This is a genomic window from Pseudomonas sp. S2_E01, from assembly GCF_054668365.1.
The window spans coordinates 3,150,913-3,171,497 of the sequence record NZ_CP162762.1; the positions used below are offsets into that span (position 1 = coordinate 3,150,913).

16 protein-coding genes are annotated in these 20,585 nt (G+C 61.9%); 4 read left to right on the plus strand and 12 right to left on the minus strand.

All coding sequences use genetic code 11. The features are described from left to right. Positions 1–16: 16 nt before the first annotated feature. The 6 genes from AB4O36_RS14395 to AB4O36_RS14420 all read right to left on the minus strand — a co-directional run bounded on the left by AB4O36_RS14395 (position 17) and on the right by AB4O36_RS14420 (position 5,936). Positions 17–652 carry a TetR family transcriptional regulator C-terminal domain-containing protein gene (locus AB4O36_RS14395; RefSeq protein WP_460126289.1) on the minus strand — a complete coding sequence of 212 codons (636 nt, stop codon included), beginning with the start codon at positions 650–652 and terminating at the stop codon, positions 17–19. 48 nt (positions 653–700) lie between these two features. Then, positions 701–1,402, minus strand: coding sequence for an NAD(P)H-dependent oxidoreductase (locus tag AB4O36_RS14400; RefSeq protein ID WP_460126291.1), 702 nt, complete (start codon positions 1,400–1,402; stop codon positions 701–703). A 31-nt stretch (positions 1,403–1,433) separates the two neighbouring features. Beyond that, positions 1,434–3,521, minus strand: coding sequence for an acetate--CoA ligase family protein (locus AB4O36_RS14405; RefSeq protein WP_460142084.1), 2,088 nt, complete (start codon positions 3,519–3,521; stop codon positions 1,434–1,436). A gap of 18 nt (positions 3,522–3,539) precedes the next feature. Continuing rightward, on the minus strand, positions 3,540–4,700 hold the full coding sequence (locus tag AB4O36_RS14410; RefSeq protein ID WP_460142085.1) for an acyl-CoA dehydrogenase family protein: 1,161 nt from the start codon (positions 4,698–4,700) through the stop codon (positions 3,540–3,542). Between the two features lie 22 nt (positions 4,701–4,722). Beyond that, a complete protein-coding gene (locus tag AB4O36_RS14415) occupies positions 4,723–5,514 on the minus strand; it encodes an enoyl-CoA hydratase/isomerase family protein (RefSeq protein ID WP_460142086.1) in 792 nt (263 codons plus the stop codon). Between the two features lie 221 nt (positions 5,515–5,735). Then, positions 5,736–5,936, minus strand: coding sequence for a YbdD/YjiX family protein (locus AB4O36_RS14420; protein WP_460126298.1), 201 nt, complete (start codon positions 5,934–5,936; stop codon positions 5,736–5,738). A 203-nt stretch (positions 5,937–6,139) separates the two neighbouring features. Here AB4O36_RS14420 and AB4O36_RS14425 point away from each other — a divergent pair, with 203 nt between their 5' ends. Beyond that, on the plus strand, positions 6,140–7,126 hold the full coding sequence (locus AB4O36_RS14425) for an EamA family transporter (RefSeq protein ID WP_460126300.1): 987 nt from the start codon (positions 6,140–6,142) through the stop codon (positions 7,124–7,126). 19 nt (positions 7,127–7,145) lie between these two features. Here the strand turns inward: AB4O36_RS14425 and mdeB are convergent, their stop codons facing one another. From mdeB to AB4O36_RS14440, 3 genes are all read right to left on the minus strand, one after another. Then, on the minus strand, positions 7,146–9,845 hold the full coding sequence (mdeB, locus tag AB4O36_RS14430) for an alpha-ketoglutarate dehydrogenase (protein WP_460142087.1): 2,700 nt from the start codon (positions 9,843–9,845) through the stop codon (positions 7,146–7,148). A gap of 18 nt (positions 9,846–9,863) precedes the next feature. Beyond that, complete coding sequence (locus AB4O36_RS14435; protein ID WP_460142088.1) at positions 9,864–10,328, minus strand: transketolase; 465 nt, start codon at positions 10,326–10,328, stop codon at positions 9,864–9,866. 153 nt (positions 10,329–10,481) lie between these two features. Then, positions 10,482–11,498, minus strand: coding sequence for a 1-aminocyclopropane-1-carboxylate deaminase (locus AB4O36_RS14440; RefSeq protein WP_460126305.1), 1,017 nt, complete (start codon positions 11,496–11,498; stop codon positions 10,482–10,484). 197 nt (positions 11,499–11,695) lie between these two features. Here AB4O36_RS14440 and AB4O36_RS14445 point away from each other — a divergent pair, with 197 nt between their 5' ends. Continuing rightward, entirely contained in the window at positions 11,696–12,205 is a 510-nt protein-coding gene (locus tag AB4O36_RS14445; RefSeq protein WP_460126306.1) for an Lrp/AsnC family transcriptional regulator, read from the plus strand. A 307-nt stretch (positions 12,206–12,512) separates the two neighbouring features. Further along, positions 12,513–14,771, plus strand: a complete 2,259-nt coding sequence (katG, locus tag AB4O36_RS14450; RefSeq protein ID WP_460142089.1) for a catalase/peroxidase HPI — start codon at positions 12,513–12,515, stop codon at positions 14,769–14,771. Between the two features lie 230 nt (positions 14,772–15,001). On the opposite strand, the gene treS is transcribed toward katG, so the two are convergent. Together treS and AB4O36_RS14460 are read right to left on the minus strand one after the other, a co-directional pair. Continuing rightward, positions 15,002–17,053 carry a maltose alpha-D-glucosyltransferase gene (treS, locus tag AB4O36_RS14455; RefSeq protein WP_460142090.1) on the minus strand — a complete coding sequence of 684 codons (2,052 nt, stop codon included), beginning with the start codon at positions 17,051–17,053 and terminating at the stop codon, positions 15,002–15,004. Between the two features lie 100 nt (positions 17,054–17,153). Further along, positions 17,154–17,903, minus strand: coding sequence for an EAL domain-containing protein (locus AB4O36_RS14460; protein ID WP_460142091.1), 750 nt, complete (start codon positions 17,901–17,903; stop codon positions 17,154–17,156). 227 nt (positions 17,904–18,130) lie between these two features. On the opposite strand from AB4O36_RS14460, the gene AB4O36_RS14465 reads away from it, so the two are divergent. Beyond that, complete coding sequence (locus tag AB4O36_RS14465) at positions 18,131–19,135, plus strand: AraC family transcriptional regulator ligand-binding domain-containing protein (RefSeq protein WP_460142092.1); 1,005 nt, start codon at positions 18,131–18,133, stop codon at positions 19,133–19,135. A 6-nt stretch (positions 19,136–19,141) separates the two neighbouring features. On the opposite strand, the gene AB4O36_RS14470 is transcribed toward AB4O36_RS14465, so the two are convergent. Next, positions 19,142–20,269, minus strand: a complete 1,128-nt coding sequence (locus AB4O36_RS14470) for a GGDEF domain-containing protein (protein WP_460142093.1) — start codon at positions 20,267–20,269, stop codon at positions 19,142–19,144. Between the last annotated feature and the right edge of the window lie 316 nt (positions 20,270–20,585).

The following is a 20,585-nucleotide window of genomic DNA, read 5'->3' on the forward strand; positions in this document are numbered from 1 at the left end:
GATCAACAAGCGCGATTCACGCCACGACGAAGCGACGATACCCGCCCATCTGCAGGCCATCGACCCAGGCTTCGCAAATCTGCACGCCCTGAGCCGGGGTGAAGGTGTCGGGATTGAGTCCGGCTTCCAGCCACAACCCGTCGAGCAAGGCACTCAGGCCGATGGCTGCAAAGCCTGCGTCGAAGCCCTCCCAGCCCTCCTCGTGCGCCAACAATCGCAAGGTTTCGCCCATGATCGTGCGGTACTCGCCATAGGAGTGATCGTGGGCGCGGTTGATCGCATCGGCGGTTTTCACCGCGCCCCAGAACGCCAGCCAGGCTTCGAGCAGCTCCGGGTCGAGCATGCGCGGGGAAAACGACGCCTCGAAGAACGCCGAAAATTGGCCGCGGGCACCTTCCCCTGCATTGGCCACCGCTTCGCGCAGCAGGCTCATCACCTGCCCGGTGATGTGCAAGTAAGCATCAGCCACCAATTCATCCTTACCGGCATAGTGATGACTGATCAACCCGACCGACACCCCGGCTTCGGCGCAGATCTTGCGGATCGAGGTGCCGACAAAGCCGTATTTTTTCAGGCATGTCAGCGTAGCGGCCACCAGATTGGCCTTGCGCAATTGGGGGTCCATGCGCAGAAAACGCGCTTCTTCAGCCATAGTGTTCCAGCCCGTAAGACAGTCGATGGCAGACGGTACAACATTGCGTCAGCGGATGGGATACAGCGCTTCGTCGAACTGCTCGAGACGCGGGAAAACCAGTGGCGAATCCTGTTCCAGATGTGTCAGACGCTCACGGTAGTCAGTCAGGAACTGCGCGCGGGCCTCACCACTGATGTAAGGCACGTGCCACGCCACGAATGGCGGCAGCACCTCCAGGCCGACATACGCCAGGGTGCCACGCAGCAACGGCCGCAGCATGTCTTCCAGCGGGCCGTGTATCGCGCCTTCGCCGAACATGTGTTCGCGCCCGCCGAGGGTCACGCTGACCAACGCCTTCTTGCCGGCCAGGCCGCCCTGATCGTAAAAGCGCTTGCCGCCGTAGCACACGCCGGACACCAGCACCCGATCGATCCAACCCTTGAGAATGGCCGGCATGGAGAACCAGTAGATCGGGAAATTGAGAATCAACAGGTCAGCCCACAGCAGCTTGTCCAGTTCCTGCTGAATGTCCGGCGCGAGACTTTTGCTCTTGACCCCAAGGCGCTGTTCGAGGGCGTATACCAGGTAGTCGGGGTTATCGCGTTCAGAGAAATCCTCGGCGCTGGCCACCGGGTTCCAGTTCATCGCGTATAGATCGGAAACCCGCACCTCGTGCCCCTGGGCGTGCAAGGTCTGCACCGCCTCATCGCGCAAGGCGCTGGTGAAGGATTGCGGTTCCGGGTGGGCGTGGAGTATCAGTACATTCATTGGATAGACCTTGAAATTTTATCGTGAGTGCTCAGGCCAGGCGGATCAGTGCATCCACCGCCACCGCCCCTTCGGCATTGACGAGCAGGGGGTTCACATCCAGCTCCAGCAGGCGCTCGGCGTTCTCGCAGGCGTAGTCCGCCACCGCGCGAATCGCCCGCACCAGCGCCGGCATGTCCACTGCCGGGCCGCCGCGAAAACCCGTGAGCAAGGGCGCACAACGCAACGCCAGCAGCGCGTCATGAATGGCCTGGTCGGTGGTAGGCAGCAACAGGCTGCGACTGTCCTTGAGCAGCTCGACCAGAATCCCGCCAGCGCCGATGACCAGCGCCAGGCCGAAGCCGGTTTCGCGCTTGATGCCGACGATCAACTCCGCCAGCGGTGGTGCTGCCATGCGTTCGAGCAGGACCTGATCGAAGGCCACACCCGGCGCATGTTCCGCGAGGTTGCTGCGCATGCGCTCAAGTGCGGCGCTCAGGGCCTGTTCGTCCTTGAGGTTGAGGGCAACGCCGCCGGCTTCGGTCTTGTGCGGCAGATCAGTGCTGACCACCTTGAGAACCAGCGGGTAGCCGAGGCTGCGCGCCTGCTCCAGGGCCTGGTCCGGACGACACAGGCGCGCGTCAGGCAAGGGCAGGCCGAACGGGCGCAAAGCCTGTTTCGATTGCCATTCATCCAACAGGCATCCCCGCCCTTGCACCGCTTGCGGACAGAGCAGCGCCAGCGACGATTCGCCATCATCGAGCAAAACGTCCCGGCGCGCGCGGTAATGGGCGATACGGGCCCAGGCGGCCAGGCCATCCTCGACGCCCTGCAACGCCGCCACGCCTTGGCCGTGCAGGCGCTCACGGGCGCTGGCTGGCAGCAGCTCGGGGAACGCCGAGGTGACGAAACCCACCTTGCCGTGTCGCTCGAGCCCCTGGCAAAACAAGTCCAGCAACAGGTCGCACTCCTTGCGCTCGCCGGTAAATTCGGCCGGATAGTCGAGCACCAACAGCGCCGCGTCGGCCGGGGATCGCAGGGCCGTTTCGAGCATCTTTTCCAGCGCGTCGCGGTCGCCCCAGATGGCCGTGGTGAAGTCCAGCGGATTGACCAGATTGGCATAACCGGGCAGCACCTGCGCCAACTCGACCCGTTGATCGGCGGCGAGTTTGGGCAAGCTCAAGTGGTTGCGTTCGGCGTAGTCGGCGATCAGCCCGGCGTCACCCCCGGAACAGGCCAGCGCAATCAGGCTCGGCCCCTTCGGCAAGTTACCGCAGGCCGCCGCCTTGAGTGTTTCGACAAAACTCACCGGACCGCTGACACGGATCACCCCGAGGCGCGCAAACAAACTGTCGTACAGCGCATCGGAGCCCGCCAGCGAGCTGGTGTGGCTGAGCGCCAACTCGGCGCCGATCTGCGACACGCCGGTTTTCAAAGCGATGATCGGAATGCCTTTCTCCAGGGCCTTGTGCGCGACGCGAGCGAATCCCGGGACGCTCTTCAGCCCTTCCAGGTGCAAACCGATGGCGGTGACCCGAGGCTCGTCGAGCAGGACATCCATCAACTCGGCGACGCCCAGTTGCGCCTGATTGCCCACCGACGCCATGTACGCCAGCGGCAGCGAGCGGTCGCTCATCGACAGGTTGTAGGCGAAGTTGCCGCTCTGGGTCAGGATCGCCACGCCCTTCTCCACTGTCTTGCCGCCATGGGCCACCGGCCACAAAGCCACATTGTGGAGGTAGTCGAGCAAGCCGTAGCAATTGGGGCCGAGCAACGCCATGTCGCCGGCTGCTTGCAAAAGCGTCTGTTGCAACGCCGCGCCGGCTTCGCCAATTTCGGCGAAACCGGAGGCGTAGCAGATCGCCCCACCGGCGCCCTTGACGGCCAGCTCGCGGACGCAGTCCAGCGTCAGTTCACGATTGGTCGCGATAAATACGCCGTCGGGTGCGCACGGCAGCTCGGCAATAGAAGCCACACAGGGCACGCCTTCGAGATTCGAATGCTGCGGATTGACCAGCCACATCGGGCCGGCAAAGCCACCCTCGGCGCAGCGCTTGAGCGCCCGCGCCATGCTGCGTCCGCCGACGAATGCCAGGTGACGCGGTTGGAGCAGACGCTTGAGGTTATCTCTGATCGACATGGGAGGCTCCTTGGCCAATCAGCGCAGCAGCGGCCGCAGCAGTTCACGGGAAATGATGTGCCGCTGGATCTCTGAAGTGCCTTCCCAGATCCTTTCAATCCGTGCGTTGCGCCAGATGCGCTCCACCGGTCCCTCGTCCATCAGCCCCATGCCGCCAAAAATCTGCACCGCTTCATCCGCGACGCGCCCCAGCACTTCACTGGCGAACAGCTTGGCCATGCCGGCATCGCCATCGGTCATGCTGCCCTGGTCCATTTTCCAGGCGGCGTTCAAGGCCAACAGTTCGGCGGCGCGAATTTCGGTGGCCATGTCCGCCAGCTTGAAAGAGATGCCCTGATACGTGCCGATGGCATGGCCGAACTGTTTGCGGTCCGCGGCCCATTGCAGCGACACGTCCAGCGCCCGCTGCGCCTGGCCCACGCAATTGGCCGCGACCATCACCCGCCCGGCCGTCAGCCAGGCGTTGGCCACGTCCCAGCCCTTGCCGACTTCGCCCAGCACCTTGGAAGCGGGTACGCGGCAGTCGTCGAAGAAGATTTCGCTGGTGTGATAACCCCGGTTGCTCACGCACTTGGGACCACGGCGGATGGTCATGCCCGGGGTGTCGCAGTCGACCAGGAACGAAGTCACGGCGTTGCGTGGGCGACCCTTGTGCTCAAAGGTGTCGGTGACCGCAAACACGATGGCGAAATCGGCATGCCCGGCATGGCTGATGAAATGCTTGCTGCCGTTGATGACAAAGTCGTCGCCGTCACGCACGGCGCGGGTCTTGATCGCGTTGGCATCGGAGCCGGCACCCGGTTCGGTCAGCGCAAAGCAATCAACTTTCTCCCCGCGTACGCAGGGCAGCAGGTAATCCTCGATCTGCGCGCCCTGGCAGGCCATCAGGATTTTCGAGGGACGCGCCACGAATACATGCAGCGCCCACGAGACCTTGGACAATTCACGCTCGATCAGCGCCTGGGACAGGTAATCGAGGCCACCGCCGCCCACTTCCTCGGGCATGTTGAACGCGTAAAAACCGGCGGCAAGCGCCTTGGCGCGAATGTGCGCGGCCAGTTCAGGTGGAACGGCATCGGCACGGTCGACGGCCTCTTCATGGGGCAGCAGTTCTTTTTCGACGAAGCTGCGCACGGACTCGACCAACATGTCCTGCTCTTGGGTCAGTTGAAAATTCATGATGAGCGTACCTGCGGTTCGATTACTGGCCGATGAAGTGTGGCGTGCGTTTTTCCACGGCAGCCTTGAGGGCTTCGACGCCGTCCTGGCTGCGCCCGCAAAGCAGGCCGGCGGCCTGTTCGGCGTGCAGTTGTTCGGCGAGGCTGCGCCCTGCGCCGTCGCGCAGCAGCACCTTGGTCTGGGCAAAGGCAAAGGTTGGGCCGTTGGCCAGGCGCGTGGCCAGTGCCGTGGTGTGGGCGAGCAATTCTTCGTCGGCGCAGACTTCCCCCACCAGGCCGGCGGCCAGCGCACGGTCGGCGCTCCACAGTTCATCGAGAAACAGCAATCGCTTGCTTTGCTCGACGCCGATCAGGCGCGGCAAGTGCCAACTGGCGCCTGCGTCCGGCGAGTAGGCCATGCCGGTATAACCGGCCTTGAACCTTGCCGACCGAGCAGCCACCCGCAGGTCGCAGCACAGGCTCAGATCCATCCCGGCGCCCACCGCGATGCCGTTGATGGCGGCGATGGTGGGTTTGCTAAAGCCGTGCAGTCGGTTCATCAGCAGATGCGCGGTTTCAGTCCAGCCGTAGGTTTCGAGGATGCCGCGACGCTCGGCATCCGCCCACTCCGCCACGTCCGCACCGGCGCAAAAACCCTTGCCGTTGCCCGTCAAAACCAGCACCCGCACGGCGGGATTGGCGTCGTGGGCTTCCAGCGCCTCGATCAGGGCCTTGAGGGTGGGAATGTCCAGCGCATTGCGTTGCTCGGTACGGTTGAGGGTGATCCAGGCGATGCCGTTTTCAACGCGATTGAGCAATGAAGGTAGCGATGTCATGAAAGGCCCTCGTCGTTTTTGTAGTTGGACTTGAGGTACGAACTGACGCCGATACTAAACACCTGTTCAGTTTCTCGGCAAGGGGGTTCGCTTGCCTGTTACATCTTCGAACAAGTCACGGCCTCATCTAGGCGGCGCGACGAGGCCAGCACAGCCAACACAAACCTGCCAGACACAAAAAAGCCCTGACTCTCACAAGCCAGGGCTCTTCGCTTCAAGCTTCAGCAACAGCGAGTCGTGCAACTGCGCTTGCCATAACGCGCTTCCTGGCGCTCACGGAAGAACGCCGATTGGCTCATCACCGTCTCCCCCGGATGATTGCGCGCCATCAGGGCCACGTAGTTGTCGTAATCCGGAACGCCCACCATGAGGCGGGCGCTCTGACTGAGGAATCGGGCGGCATGCTGCAGTTTGCGGAACATGGCAGAACTCTCTGTGTGGGGATGGGACACTGCCATGAAAACCCGCGCATGTATCTGCAATGTGTCCGCACGAAAAAAAATGGTAAACCCAAGTCGTACGACCTCATCGCACCTGGAACCTTGTCCCGTCGAACCATATGCGGTAAAAACCCACAAGTCGTACGACAACATAATAAAAATCCTGCCGTCGCCAGAGACCTGCCATGAACCGCCAGACCGCTCCACTGCCCTTTCCCCGCCACCTCGCCGTATTGATCCTGCTGTGCATGGGCTGCGCCTTTGCCGGCAACCATGTGGCCGCCCGCGTGGCATTCGATGACGGCGCCGGGGTGTTGCTGGCGATTCTGATGCGCTCGGGCGGAACGTTGTTGGTGCTGGCCGCGCTGGTGTTGTGGCAGCGGCAGAGCTTGCGCTTGCCTGCCGGTGCATGGCGCTGGCAATTGCTGCTGGGTTTGCTGATCGCGACCCAGAGCCTGTGTCTTTACTCAGCGGTCGCCCGGGTGCCAGTGGCCCTGGCACTGCTGGTGGGGAACGTGTTTCCGATCCTGCTGGCATTGCTGACTTGGGCCTTGGGTGGCCCGCGTCCGACAGCGCGCACCGCAGCACTGATGAGCCTGATTCTGCTGGGCCTGGTGTTTGTGCTTGACGTACCGGGACGTCTCGCCGCCAACAGCAGCGTCGGCCCCGAGTGGTTGCTCGGGGTCGCGCTGGCATTCTGCGCCGCCAGCGTTTTCGCCTGCGCGTTATGGATCACCGATCACAAACTGTCTCAGGTGCGCGGTTCGGTACGCAGTCTGCTGACCATTTTCATCGTATTCAGCAGCGTCAACCTGGCCGGGCTGACCGGCGCCCTCCCCGGCGGCCTCAACCTGCCGGCCAGCGCGACGGGCTGGTGGGCGCTGGCTACGCTGGTGGTGCTCTACGGAACCGGCTTCATCGTCCTGTTCATTTCGGTGCCGCGCCTGGACATGCCCCGCAACGCGCCCGTGATGAACATCGAACCACTGGCCACGCTGCTGATGGGTTGGGTCGTGCTGGACCAGATGCTCAGCACCGGACAAGTGATCGGCGGCGCGATCGTCGTGACCGGGATCGTCCTGCTGACCTCCCGAAAGACCAATCCCACGCCATCCGCCGTCACAGCACCCGCCGCCGGTACTCCGCCAGCACACTGCCAAGACAGGCGTTGAACCGCCCCCAGTCTCAAGTTCAAGCGTCCCAGGGCGCGACCGCATCGATATCGATGGCGTAATGCGCAATCGCTCTTGCGCAGACGGCGGGCTCCAGACTCCCAGTCTGCACCAGCGAGGTCAACGCACTGAGCACGATCTGATGGCGGTCCACTTCAAAGAAACTGCGCAACTGGCTGCGGGTATCGCTGCGGCCAAAACCGTCGGTGCCAAGCACGCTGTACGGCGCCGCCACATAACTGGCGATCAGTTGCGGCAAGGCGCGCACATAGTCGGTGCAGGCGACGATTGGCGCCGTGGCTGTCAGCGACTCGCCGACATGACTGCGTCGCTGCGGCTCGGTGGGGTGCAGGCGATTCCAGCGTTCGATGTCGCGGGCGTCACGCGCCAGCTCGGTGAAGCTGGTGACGCTCCACACCTCGCTGTCGACATTCCAGTCGCTGGCCAGCAATTGGGCGGCGGCGATCACTTCCCGCAGGATCGCCCCTGAGCCCAGCAACTGCACGGTGCCGCGCGCATCCTCGACTTCATGTCGGCCGAACAGGTACATGCCCTTGATGATTGCAGCCTCGGCCCCCTCCGGCACATTGGCCTGCGGGTAGTTTTCGTTCATCAGCGTGATGTAGTAGAACTCGTCGACCTGACGTTCGAGCATCTGACGCATGCCGTGGTCCAGGATCACCGCAAACTCTCCGGCGAACGCCGGGTCGTACGCCCGGCAATTGGGCACCATCGACGCCATCAAATGGCTGTTGCCATCCTGGTGCTGCAAGCCTTCACCGCCGAGGGTCGTACGCCCCGCAGTTGCCCCTAGCAGGAAACCCCGCGCCCGCTGGTCGGCCGCCGCCCAGACCAGGTCACCGATGCGCTGGAAGCCGAACATCGAGTAGTAAATGTAAAACGGCAGCATCGGCAGGCCGTGCACCGAATAACTGGTGGCAGCCGCCACCCAGGAGCTGATCGCTCCGGCCTCGCTGATACCCTCTTCGAGGATCTGCCCGTCCAGCGCTTCGCGGTAGCTCAGGATCGAGCCGATGTCTTCTGGCTCGTAACGCTGACCAACACTGGAGTAAATACCGATCTGCTTGAACAGGCTGGCCATGCCGAAGGTGCGGGCCTCGTCGGCGACGATCGGCACGATGCGGGGGCCGAGCTGCTTGTCGCGCAACAAACCGCTGAGCAGGCGCACGAAGGCCATGGTGGTGGACATTGCCTTGTCGTCGGCGGCAATGGCGAAGCTGGCGTAGCTGTCGATGTCCGGCACCTTGATTGACGGAGCGCTCGTTGGCCGCGACGGCAGGTAGCCGCCCAAAGCCTGGCGGCGCTCGTGCAGGTAACGCATTTCGGCACTGTCGGCAGCCGGTTTGAAGAAGCTGAGCGAGGTGGCCTGTTCATCGCTCAACGGCAGATTGAAACGGTTGCGGAAGGCGATCAACGCATCCTTGTCGAGCTTCTTCTGTTGGTGCACGGTCATCTTGCCCTGCCCTGCATCCCCCATGCCGAAGCCCTTCTTGGTTTGCGCCAGGATCACCGTGGGCTTGGTGCCTTCACGCATGGCGCTGTGATAGGCGCTGAAAATTTTCACCATGTCATGGCCGCCACGTTTGAGGCGGTCGATCTGCTCGTCAGTGAGACCCTGGGCCAATTTCGCGAGGGCTTCGTTCTGGCCAAAAAAATGGTCGCGGTTGAAGCGTCCATCCTTGGCGGCGAAGGTCTGGAACTGGCCATCGACCGTACTGGACAACGCCTTGACCAGCGCCCCCTCATGATCGCGGGCAAACAGGCCGTCCCAGTCAGAACCCCACACCAGCTTGATCACGTTCCAGCCCGCGCCGCCGAACAGCGCTTCCAACTCGTCGATGATTCGACCATTGCCCCGCACCGGGCCGTCCAGGCGTTGCAGGTTGCAGTTGACCACCCACACCAGATTATCCAGGCCTTCACGCGCCGCCAGGGTCAGGGCCGACATACTTTCCGGCTCATCCATTTCGCCGTCGCCAAACACACCCCAGACGGTCCGCCCGGCAGTGTCCTGCAAGCCGCGATGGTCCAGGTAACGCATGAAACGCGCCTGGTAGATCGAACTGATCGGACCAATGCCCATCGAGCCGGTGGGGAACTGCCAGAAGTCCGGCATCAACCACGGGTGCGGGTAGCTCGACAGCCCCCGGGCACCGTGAGCGCGCGCACCGATCTCCTGCCGGTAATGCTGCAGGTCCTGTTCTTCGAGGCGCCCTTCCAGATACGCTCGTGCATACACGCCGGGTGCCGAGTGCGGCTGGTAGAACACCAGGTCACCGCCGCTGCTGTCGTTACGGGCCTGGAAAAAATGGTTGAAGCCCACCTCGAACAGATCGGCGGCGCTGGCATAACTGGCGATGTGGCCGCCCAGCTCGCCGTAGGCCTGATTGGCACGCGCGACCATGACCAGCGCATTCCAGCGCATGATCGAAGCCAGGCGCTCCTCCATCGCCAGGTCTCCGGGGTACACCGGTTGCTGCTCGACGCTGATGGTATTGATGTACGGTGTGCCATGACGCGGCCGCCAACCGATGTCGGCGGTGCTGGCCAGTGTCACCAGCCTGTCCATGATCCGCCTGGCCTGTTCGGCACCGCCATGGGCGATCACCGACAACAGGGCGTCGCGCCACTCGGTGATTTCTTCTTCATCTTGCGTGATTGGCCCCGATGCGTGAGCCTGCGACTGGGACGAACTCATGGCCATCTCCTGCACTGATTAAATGACACCACGCTCCTGCAACAAGCTTTTCGCCAAGCGACGGATCGCCGTCAGCACCTGTTCGACTTGCTGATCCATCTGTTCAATGGACAACGCCACGGCGCCCAGGTCGATCACGCGCAACGGATGTCCGCAGACGGAGCCCAGCCAGGCCAGGCCCGGGCTCGTTCCGGCTTCGACCTCCAACAGGAAACTGCCTTTGGCTACACGACACAATAGCTGCCTGGCATCGCTCGCATCGGCCAACGACGAAGGTGGCGTCCCGGATTCGACCCGCAACCAGTCGAGCATCAGTTGCCGCGACTGATTGACCGCCAGATACGCCACCTGGTCCCAGTCATCGATGGCCAGATGCAACTGGTCGATCATGTACTTGGGCAATTCGACGCTGCTGACAATGACCACCCCGGCGTCCGCCGAAGGTTCCTTGATCCAGATTGCGGATTGCGGTCTCGTCTGCATGACAGTGCTCCTGCGGTTCGAAGGTTCTGCTGGTGCTCTATCTGTAGGAGCAAGCTTGCTCGCGATGCGGTGGGTCAAACAGCACCGGGTCGCCTGACACACCGCATCGCGAGCAAGCTCGCTCCTACAGGGGTTTCAGGAGATTGCCCAGAATCAGCCGTTACGGAACAGGAAGCTGTAGGCATTCAAGGCCGGCACCCCGCCGAGGTGTGCGTACAGCACCTTCGAACCTTCGGGGAATTCGCCACGGCGGACCATTTCGATCATCCCGTGCATGGATTTGCCTTCGTACACCGGGTCGGTCAGCACCCCTTCCAGTCGGCCACACAGGCGGATCGCTTCCAGGGTACCTTCGTTGGGCAGGCCGTATTCTGGGTGGGCGAAACGTGTGTCGAGCACCACGTCTTCCTCGGTAATTTCCCGGCCCAGATCCACCAGTTCAGCGGTGTGCCGGGCGATGCGCAGGATCTGCGCCCTGGTCTGTGCCGGTTTGGCCGAGGCGTCGATGCCAATGACGTTCTTCGAGCGACCATCGGCGGCGAACCCCACCACCATGCCCGCCTGGGTACTGCCGGTCACGGAACACACTACGATGTAATCAAATTTGAAGCCCAGCGCTTTCTCCTGCTCGCGGACTTCCTCGGCGAAACCAACGAAGCCCAGGCCGCCGTAAGGATGTTCGGAGCAACCGGCGGGAATCGGGAACGGCTTGCCGCCGCGCTCCTTGACGTCACTCATGGCCTTCTCCCAGCTCGGGCGAATGCCGATGTCGAAACCGGCTGCGTCGAGCCGCACATCGGCGCCCATGATCCGCGACATTTCAATGTTCCCCACCCGGTCATACACGGCGTCGGAGTAGTTCACCCAGTTTTCCTGGACCAGCACGCATTTCATGCCCAGGTGGGCTGCAACGGCGGCCACCTGACGGGTCTGGTTGGACTGGATGCCACCGATCGACACCAGGGTGTCGCAGCCCTGTTCGATGGCTTCGGGGATCAGGTATTCAAGCTTGCGGGTCTTGTTGCCACCGAAGGCCAGGCCGCTGTTGCAGTCCTCGCGCTTGGCATACAACTCGACCTTGCCACCCAGGTGCTCGCTCAGGCGTTTCAGGGGGGTGATGGGCGAAGGACCGAAGGTCAACGGGTAGCGCTTGAATTGATTCAGGTTCATGGGTGTGCTCCTTTGTTATGGAATATCCAGGCGCCAGGCCGAAGACAGGTCTGAATGTGCAGGCCGTTTCAGGGCGGCTTCGATGAATTCAATGGTAAGAACAAACCGAAAAATATGTGTTGCAAGTTTCAGGCGGTTAAAGAAACATAAATCGATAATGTACAAACTGATCATCTTTTTATTGTGTGGAAATCGCCTTGAGCGCAATAAATCATCGCAACAAGACCGCCACGCCAACACCGGAGCCGCATGCGCTGGATCGCATCGACCGCGCCATTCTCAAGACGTTGCAGCGCGATGCGTCCATTTCCAATGTGGCCCTCGCGGACAAGGTCAAACTCAGCGCGCCGGCCTGCCTGCGCCGCGTCGAACGTCTCAAGCAGGCCGGCTTGATCAAGGGCATTGTCGCGTTGCTCGACAGCGAAGCGCTGGACGCGGGGATGGTGGTATTGATTGGCGTGGTGCTGGACCGCTCGACCCCGGAATCCTTCGCCGCCTTCGAAGAAGCGGCGCAAAAGGTCTCCGGTTGCATGGAGTGCCATGTGGTGACGGGCGAATTCGATTACTTCATGTTGCTGCGCACCAAGGACAGCAACAGCTTCAACCGGCTGCACGCCGAACAGTTGCTGTACTTGCCCGGCGTGCGGCAGATCCGTTCCTTCATGGGGCTGCGTAACGTGCTGTCGACCACGCAAATTCCCCTCTGAGATCGCAAAAGCCCCCTACAAACCCGACCTCAAAGGCGCCTTCACCACCGTCAGGCTGAAAGATTCTGCCTATCGACGCGCAACACTGCCCCTATTAGCTGCCTTCCCCACTCGGGTCTAACCTTAGTCTGCGCTGGCGCCATAAGCCGGCCGGATTAGCGCTGTAAAGGAGTCAGGAACGAGCCAAGCTTGACCCGGCCATCCGCACTGCTGGCCCTGCAACCTGTGGCATCGATTCCGCTCGTCGCTGTTTAACGCCCACTCCGGGCCCGATAGCCGGACGAACACGACCAGAGGTATCCCGCACATGGCAAATGAATCGAAGTGCCCTTTCAACCACGCCGCAGGCGGTGGCACGACCAACCGTGACTGGTGGCCGAACCAACTGAATCTGAAGATCCTGCACCAGCACTCGTCCCTGTCCGACCCCATGGACGAGGGCTTCGACTACGCCAACGCTTTTAAAGATCTCGACTTTGCCGCGGTCAAGCGCGACCTGACGGCGCTGATGACCGAGTCGCAGGATTGGTGGCCGGCCGACTTCGGTCACTACGGGCCACTGTTCGTGCGGATGGCCTGGCACGCCGCCGGTACGTATCGGACCGGCGACGGCCGAGGCGGCGCCGGTTCTGGCCAGCAACGCTTTGCCCCGCTCAACAGCTGGCCCGACAACGTCAGCCTCGACAAGGCGCGCCGGCTGCTGTGGCCGATCAAGCAAAAGTATGGGCGCAACCTGTCCTGGGCCGACCTGATCGTGCTCACCGGTAACGTCGCCCTGGAATCGATGGGCTTCAAGACCTTCGGCTTTTCCGGTGGGCGACCTGATGTCTGGGAGCCCGACGAAGACGTCTACTGGGGTTCGGAGACCACCTGGCTTGGCGGTGACACCCGCTACGGCAAAGGCAAGGAGGCGGTGCAGCCGCCAGGCGACGTGCCACTGGTGGCCGAACCTGGACGCAACGAGGACAGCCGCACCGACCATGGCCGCAATCTGGAGAACCCGCTGGCTGCCGTGCAGATGGGCCTGATCTACGTCAACCCTGAAGGCCCGGAAGGCAACCCGGATCCTGTTGCCTCGGCCAAGGACATCCGCGAAACCTTCGGCCGCATGGCCATGAACGACGAAGAAACCGTGGCGCTGATTGCCGGCGGCCACGCCTTCGGTAAAACCCACGGTGCCGGCCCCGCCGACAACGTCGGCCCCGAGCCCGAAGCGGCTGGCCTGGAACTCCAGGGCCTGGGTTGGAAAAACAGTTTCGGCACCGGTAAAGGCCCGGACACCATCACCAGCGGACTGGAAGTGACCTGGACCACCACGCCAACGAAATGGAGCAACAACTACTTCGAAAACCTGTTTGGTTTCGAGTGGGAGCTGACCAAGAGCCCCGCAGGCGCCAACCAATGGATCCCGAAAAACGGTGCCGGCGCCGGGATGATTCCCGATGCCCACGACCCGTCGAAACGGCAGACGCCAAGGATGCTAACCTCCGACCTGGCCTTGCGCTACGATCCAATCTACGAGCCCATCTCACGGCGCTTCCTGGAAAACCCCGATCAGCTCGCCGACGCCTTTGCCCGCGCCTGGTTCAAGCTGATCCACCGTGACATGGGCCCGCTGTCGCGCTACCTCGGTCCGGAAATGCCCAGCGAAGAACTGTTGTGGCAGGACCCTATCCCGAAAGTCGATCATGCCCTGGTCGACGACGCCGACGTCGCCGCGCTCAAAAGCAAAATCCTCGCCTCGGGCCTGACTATTTCGCAACTGGTGTCGACCGCCTGGGCCGCCGCGTCGACCTTCCGTGGCTCCGACAAACGCGGCGGCGCCAACGGTGGTCGTCTGCGCCTGGCACCTCAGAAATTCTGGCAGGCCAACCAGCCTGAACAACTGGCTAACGTGCTGGCCAAGCTCGAGAGTATTCAAGGTGAGTTCAACAGCGCACAAGGAGGAGGCAAGAAAATCTCGCTGGCCGACCTGATCGTGCTGGCCGGCAGTGCCGCTGTCGAGCAAGCGGCAAAAAATGCGGGACACAACGTGACGGTAGCCTTCACACCCGGGCGGATGGACGCCTCGCAGGAGCAGACCGATGTCGAGTCGTTCGGCTTCCTCGAACCGATTGCAGATGGTTTCCGCAATTACACCAAGGGCAACTTCAACTTTGGATCTGAACACCTGCTGGTCGACAAGGCGCAACTGCTGACCCTCACGGCTCCGGAAATGACGGTACTGGTCGGTGGCCTGCGGGTGCTGGAGACCAATGTCGGGCAGACTCGCCACGGCGTGTTCACCCACGAGAAGGACAAGCTGACGAACGACTTCTTCAAGAACCTGCTCAGCATGGAGAATGAATGGAAACCCACCTCGAGCGAAACGTTCGAAGCACGGGACCGCCAAACCGGCCAGGTGAAATGGACCGGCACACGGGTGGACCTGGTCTTTGGCTCCCATGCGCAGTTGCGAGCGCTCGCCGAGGTCTATGCCAGTGGCGATTCGAAGGAAAAATTCGTCAGGGACTTCGTGGCGGCCTGGACCAAGGTGATGAACCTGGATCGGTTTGATCTGAAGTGATGCTGCCCCTGTAGGAGCGAGCATGCTCGCTCCTACAGGTCAGGTGTGCGCAGCAATCAAACCGGGGAGATCGTCGCCAGCGCACCAATTAACAGGGTCAGCACGAGAAAGCCGCCGAGGAACAGAGACATCTTGGCCATGACGGCCTCCTGGTTTGCTGTGGTTCGTGCTGCCATTGTGAGCCGCTGCGCCTGTACATAACAGGCGCAGATTGCACCGGAAAATACGGATCAGATAACCACGCGCAATGCCAACCCCTCATAGGCATCCAGCGTAATGGTGAATTCCCCTTCGGGCGTGAGATCACCTTCCACCCGTTCATTGATGATGTCGACCACCGGTCCCGGTGCAATGCTCGGCAGGTGCAGGGTTTCGGTAATCGCCGTGCCGCCGAAGTTCAGCGCGGTGATCTGCGTGCCTTTGCCCGCCGGTAATTCATGCACCATGACCAGCAGCGCCGGATGCTCAACGTCCGGCACCAGGATCTGACGGCTCGCGGCAACGTCGTAAGCGCGCCGTGCAGCAAGGATGCGCTGCAACTGCGAGGCGAAGGAGTCCGGGTCTTGCAACTGATCCGTCAGGCTGCCGTACAGGGTTCGTGCCCGTGGCATCTGCCCATTTGACACCTGCGCCTGCGGGTTGAGGTCGACCAGGTCGTAGGCACCACGGTGAATCCAGCGGGTATCGCCATCGAGCATCAGGTCGGCGACCTGCTCCGCCGGCAACGGCAGCGCCCCCACCAAGTCCCAGCCGGACAAAGCGAACACCCCTGGCTGCATGGCGTTGTACATGACCAGCAGCAAGTGAATCTGACGGATCTGCTGGACGTCTGCCGCAGTGATCGCATCGAGGTCACGAATCCCCAGCGCAGCGGTGATGATGCTCGCGGTGGTGCAGGACACGCCGTTGGTGACGAACTTCAAATTATAGGGCGCGTGCTCGCCGGCCAGGCGCTCATACATCTGCTCGCGAATGTGCTCGCGCAGGATGTTGCCGGGAAAGGTCTGCCCCTGATAAAGGAAGGTGTCGTGGGCGTGCAGCGTCCAGAAGTGGACCAGTTCAAGGGTCAGTTCGTCGTGGTTCTGCAAGGCGTGGATCAGCGAGCCGGGGTCGATGCCCAGGTTGTGCATCTGGCGCAGCATCAGGCGCAGGAATTCGGCGTCGCCCATCAGCAATGCGTGCTGGTAGGCCGGCCGGGTAATGAAGTCATAGGACAGGTCCGCGCCGCCGTGGGACATGGCGGCGATGTCGTCGACCGTCAGGTTCAGCTCCTGGAAACTGAAACCGCCCGCCTTGCGGATGGCCCCGGCCAGTAGCTGATTGCCGGTGATCGACAGCGGATGGCTTTCCGACCACGCCGTGCCGTCGAGTTTGCGTTCGACGCCGAGGAAGCCATTGGCGTCCAGGCGCAGAATCTTCGCACCCATCACGTCAACAGCGTGCAGCGCATCGCCGATGATCATCTGCTGCGCCGCAAAACTGGGGTCCAACCAGTTCAGCGACGGTTGCCCTTCCTTAAAGTAATGCAGGTAGACCCAGCGACGCGGCTTGCCGTCCACGCCGATCACGACGGGGGTCGCGCTCCAGTCGGTTTCCTTGACGCCGGGCTCGAAGAAAATCACCCGTTGCAACTGGCCGACGATGTAATGTTTGTCACGAAGTGCGTCGACCTGCTGCGGGCTCAGGTTTTGCGCGTCGCGCCCCTCGGCAACTTCCGGCAGCAGCGGCCAGTCTTCTTCGCGGATTTCCACCATGTGGTAGAGCCCCGGATAGTCTTCGTAGGCCATCTCGGCCAGGCGAAAATCCGCGCCCTTACCGGTGTGTGAGGGGATGACGTCGTCGACAATCACCGCGTTGTGCGCCGCCGCCATGCGCGTCAACGCCTGAAGCTGGGCTTCGGTGCCCAGTTGCGGATCGATGTCGAAACTGATTCGGTCAAAATTGCCATCAATCGTCGGCGTATGACGAGTGCCGCGCAAGCCGCCGGACTTCTTCAGCGGGCCGTTGTGAATGCCCTGGATGCCGATCCTGGACAGGGCGTGCCACAGGGTTTGGTCGCCCAGGGCCTCAAGCACCGTGCCGTCTTCACGGGTAACGATGGACGCCGGGTACGCGGTGAACCACACCGACGCCAGCGCCGAGGCGTCACGGGGACGGGTCTGCGCATAGGGTTGTTGCCACAACCGACCTTGCCCCGAGTAGAGCTTGGCCCGCTGCCTGGCGGCGAACAGCATCGATTGCCCGACCAACCAGTCCACGTGATTCTTTTCCGCTGCCGTCATGGCACCCCTCCTTCAGAAAATGGCCGGCGCCCTGCGCTCGCAAAGGCGCCACCGGTTTTCATATGAGGCCCTGGCGGGGCATTCGTTGCATCGTACTGCGTCAGGCAGGCATCGACTGCAACTGACAGCGCTCACCCAGCGCGTCGATCCGCGGCCGACCGAACAGATAACCCTGCCCCCACTCACTGCCGCACGCAGTGGCGAGGGCGCGGTCGGCTTCGGTCTCGATCCCCTCGATGACCACACACGGTGCCAACGTTTTGCACAGTTGCACCAGATGACCGAGCGTCTGCGCGTTGTTGGTGTCCAGCCGGGCGCGTTGCAGGTAGCCCTGGTCGATCTTGACGATGTCCGGCCGGGTTTTGCGGATGAATTCCAGGGTGCCCAGACCCGCGCCAAAATCATCGATGGCCACCCGGCAGCCCAGCTCACGCAGGCACAGGACAAATTCGATGGCCGCCGAAGTGCTCGGTGGCGTGGCGCTCTCGGTGATCTCAATAACCAGTCGCGCCGCCACCGAAGGCGTTTCGCGCAATCGCGCAAGAATCGAGTGCCAGAACGGGTCGATGATCGCGCTTTGCGCAGAAATGTTGCAGCCCAGGCGCAGGTGCTCGTCATGCAGCAGGCGATCAATCACGCACCCCACCACGCTGCGATCCAACTCTCGCATGGACTGTAACTGTTCGAGCATCACCAGCGGGTACACCCCCTCCCCACTGGCATCGATATGTCGCAGCAGCCCTTCCTGATACAGCATCCGGTCGCTGTCGGGCATCCAGACCACCGGTTGAAACGCCAGCACCAGTTTGCCCTGGGCCAATTCATTGTAGAAATTCTTGACTCTGTGCATGTCACATCCATAGACAAGGATTGAGCCGGGCGCAGAACTGGCTTTATGCCAGCACCCGCGGACTGCCGGCCATCATCAACGCTCGCCCATCACGCAGGAAGTGTTCCCGGAGTCCTTTCGCTTGTCCTTGGAAACGCATCGGTGGTGTTAATCGACTGCGAGCATTTGTTTATTGCGATCATGCGCCGGCTTCGCGACATCACTTAGCCATTACGCCGGGAATACGCATGCACAGAATGACCAGCACCGGTTTTCGGGTGCTCGCCGACGTCCTGACCGACGCGGGAGCCAACGTGGAAGCCTTGCTCAACGAGTTCGGCAGTAGCCACGAGGAGGTTTGGGCGAATCCCAATGGCGTTCCGCTGGAACTGGTCTACAAAGTCATGGCGGCAGCGGCAGGACGCACCGGCAACCCGGACATTGGCCTGCTGGCCTATGCCCGCGCGCATCCGGCAAACCTGGAGGTGTTGGGTTACGCGGTGATGTCCTGCCCGACGCTCGGCGCGGCGTTGCAACGCTTTGTGGACTATCAATCGCTGATCTGCAACGGCTTTCATATGTGCCTGGATCAGGAACCCGGTGCGGTAAAACTGATCGGACTGGATGTCAGCACCCAGCCGTCGCTGACGCCCCGGGCCTACATCGATGCCGGGGCCGCGCAGATCCTGGGGCTGGTCCACTGGCTGTTGCCCAATCGCAAGCCCGACCCGGTGGCAGCGAGTTTCACTTACCCCAAGCCCGCAGACACCGGCCAACTGGAGCGACTGCTTGGCAGGAATCTGTCCTTCGGTGCGTCATACAACAGCCTGAGTTTCAGCATCGACGATTGTGCGATGGCGTTGCCCACTGCCGATTCGGCACTGGATGTGCTGCATGTCGAATATGCCCGTACGCGACTGAACCTGATGCTTAATGGCTCGATGACCGAGCGAGTTCGTCGGGTCCTGGCCGAGAGACTGGCCCAAGGCGTGCCCAGCGACCTGAACCGGATCGCCCAGGCGTTGGGCATCAGCGCGCGCAGCCTGCAACGGCGACTCGCCGATGAAGGCATTCATTTTTCGGCCTTGCAGGATGAAGCGCGTCTTAGGCTGGCGCACACCTTCCTGCGCAACTCGGTGCGCAGCGTGAAATACATTGGCGCGCTGCTGGGTTTTCGCGACCAGAGCAGCTTTCACAAAGCCTGTATCCGCTGGTTCGGCATGACGCCCGGATGCTATCGGGAAGCGTCCTGAACCCGGTTACTCAGCCACTGCCACCTGATTGCGCCCGCGAGCTTTGGCGCGATACAGCGCCTTGTCGGCGTTGTTCATCAGGCTATGCAGGTCGTGATCATCGTCGTTCATGCTGGCAACACCGACGCTGGCCGAAACCCGATTGACCGGGGCACTCATCATGCCAGCGAGCGACTGCAGCAGTTCTTCGGCGATATTACGGGCCACCTCGATGGAGGTGTTTGGCAGGAGGACGGCGAATTCTTCGCCGCCCAGGCGTCCGTACACATCGGTGTCACGGAACGAGGAACTGATGACCTGACCCATTTGCCGCAGCACCTGATCGCCCACCTGGTGCCCGTAGGTGTCATTGATGTGTTTGAAGTGATCCATGTCCAGCATGAGGGCGCACAGCGGCAAGTGGTTTTTCCGACAATAACCGAACAAATGCTGTGCATTCTCGAAAAACGCCCGGCGATTCTTGAGGCCGGTGAGTTCATCGGTCTGTGCGGCACGGGTGGATACGTTGTGCGCGTGTTCCATTTCCCGGGTCAACCGAAAGGCGGTTTCCAACGCCTCGGACAGGCTGCGCGTGGCGCTGAACACGAACGAGGCGAACACCATCACCGCCACGCCCATGCCGACCTGCAGGGATGAAGGCTGGACCAACAACCACACCGTACAAGGCAACAGCACCAGGACGATCGAGACGACCGTCATGTAGCGGTACGCCGAATAGCAGGACACCGCACTCACCGACATGCCCACGCAAAACAGCATGACCATTGTCTGGCCCAACAGATCGTCGACCGGGATGACTGCCAGGGCGCCGCCGCCCCAGATACTGGCAGACAGCACCAGCGTGACCCAGTAAATGTGCTCCCAGCGTTGGGGGGTGCGCTCGCGGTCGGGGCTGCGAAAATAAGCGGCAAACATGATGATGCGCACCAGCGACGAGGCGGTGAGCAGCGCGATCCACCACGCAACCGTCCGGTGATCGAAACGGTCCCAGCACAGCCAGCACAGCATCAGCACCGCGAGATAACTGCCGAGCACCGCTAAAACCGACTGACGAAACAGTTGGTGCAATCGATCTGATTGCACCAGTTTCACGATGAAATCTTCCTGTTGATACCGCAATCCAGGGCCATCCATTAGAGCCGCCTGATAATGATGCTGCGCAGGGGCTCTATTCTGGCACTTTGCTAGCAACGCTCACAACCGCGACTCCAATTCTCGGTCCACCTCCCCCCTGTAGGAGCGAGCATGCTCGCGATGGTCTTGGCAACACCGCGGGGTATCAGGGTGCCAGCGTCATCGTTGACGACCATCGCGAGCGTGCTCGCTCCTACAGAGGCAGGTGGTGGGCGCGCATTCTGTCGCCTCACCAACAGAAACCCGTATCGGACGCTTGCGTTGCCGATATTATGGTATACCATCATACGGACAGACACCCTTCACCCGTATGGAG

What these genes read in the sequence shown, in the direction of transcription:
- AB4O36_RS14405 (WP_460142084.1), bottom strand. Translation starts at nt 3,521, where the DNA reads ATGTCGATCAGAGATAACCTCAAGCGTCTGCTCCAACCGCGTCACCTG.
- AB4O36_RS14470 (WP_460142093.1), bottom strand. Translation starts at nt 20,269, where the DNA reads ATGGATGGCCCTGGATTGCGGTATCAACAGGAAGATTTCATCGTGAAA.
- AB4O36_RS14415 (WP_460142086.1), bottom strand. Translation starts at nt 5,514, where the DNA reads ATGACATCGCTACCTTCATTGCTCAATCGCGTTGAAAACGGCATCGCC.
- katG (WP_460142089.1), top strand. Translation starts at nt 12,513, where the DNA reads ATGGCAAATGAATCGAAGTGCCCTTTCAACCACGCCGCAGGCGGTGGC.
- AB4O36_RS14425 (WP_460126300.1), top strand. Translation starts at nt 6,140, where the DNA reads ATGAACCGCCAGACCGCTCCACTGCCCTTTCCCCGCCACCTCGCCGTA.
- AB4O36_RS14440 (WP_460126305.1), bottom strand. Translation starts at nt 11,498, where the DNA reads ATGAACCTGAATCAATTCAAGCGCTACCCGTTGACCTTCGGTCCTTCG.
- treS (WP_460142090.1), bottom strand. Translation starts at nt 17,053, where the DNA reads ATGACGGCAGCGGAAAAGAATCACGTGGACTGGTTGGTCGGGCAATCG.
- AB4O36_RS14465 (WP_460142092.1), top strand. Translation starts at nt 18,131, where the DNA reads ATGCACAGAATGACCAGCACCGGTTTTCGGGTGCTCGCCGACGTCCTG.
- AB4O36_RS14460 (WP_460142091.1), bottom strand. Translation starts at nt 17,903, where the DNA reads ATGCACAGAGTCAAGAATTTCTACAATGAATTGGCCCAGGGCAAACTG.
- AB4O36_RS14420 (WP_460126298.1), bottom strand. Translation starts at nt 5,936, where the DNA reads ATGTTCCGCAAACTGCAGCATGCCGCCCGATTCCTCAGTCAGAGCGCC.
- AB4O36_RS14410 (WP_460142085.1), bottom strand. Translation starts at nt 4,700, where the DNA reads ATGAATTTTCAACTGACCCAAGAGCAGGACATGTTGGTCGAGTCCGTG.
- AB4O36_RS14395 (WP_460126289.1), bottom strand. Translation starts at nt 652, where the DNA reads ATGGCTGAAGAAGCGCGTTTTCTGCGCATGGACCCCCAATTGCGCAAG.
- AB4O36_RS14400 (WP_460126291.1), bottom strand. Translation starts at nt 1,402, where the DNA reads ATGAATGTACTGATACTCCACGCCCACCCGGAACCGCAATCCTTCACC.
- AB4O36_RS14435 (WP_460142088.1), bottom strand. Translation starts at nt 10,328, where the DNA reads ATGCAGACGAGACCGCAATCCGCAATCTGGATCAAGGAACCTTCGGCG.
- mdeB (WP_460142087.1), bottom strand. Translation starts at nt 9,845, where the DNA reads ATGAGTTCGTCCCAGTCGCAGGCTCACGCATCGGGGCCAATCACGCAA.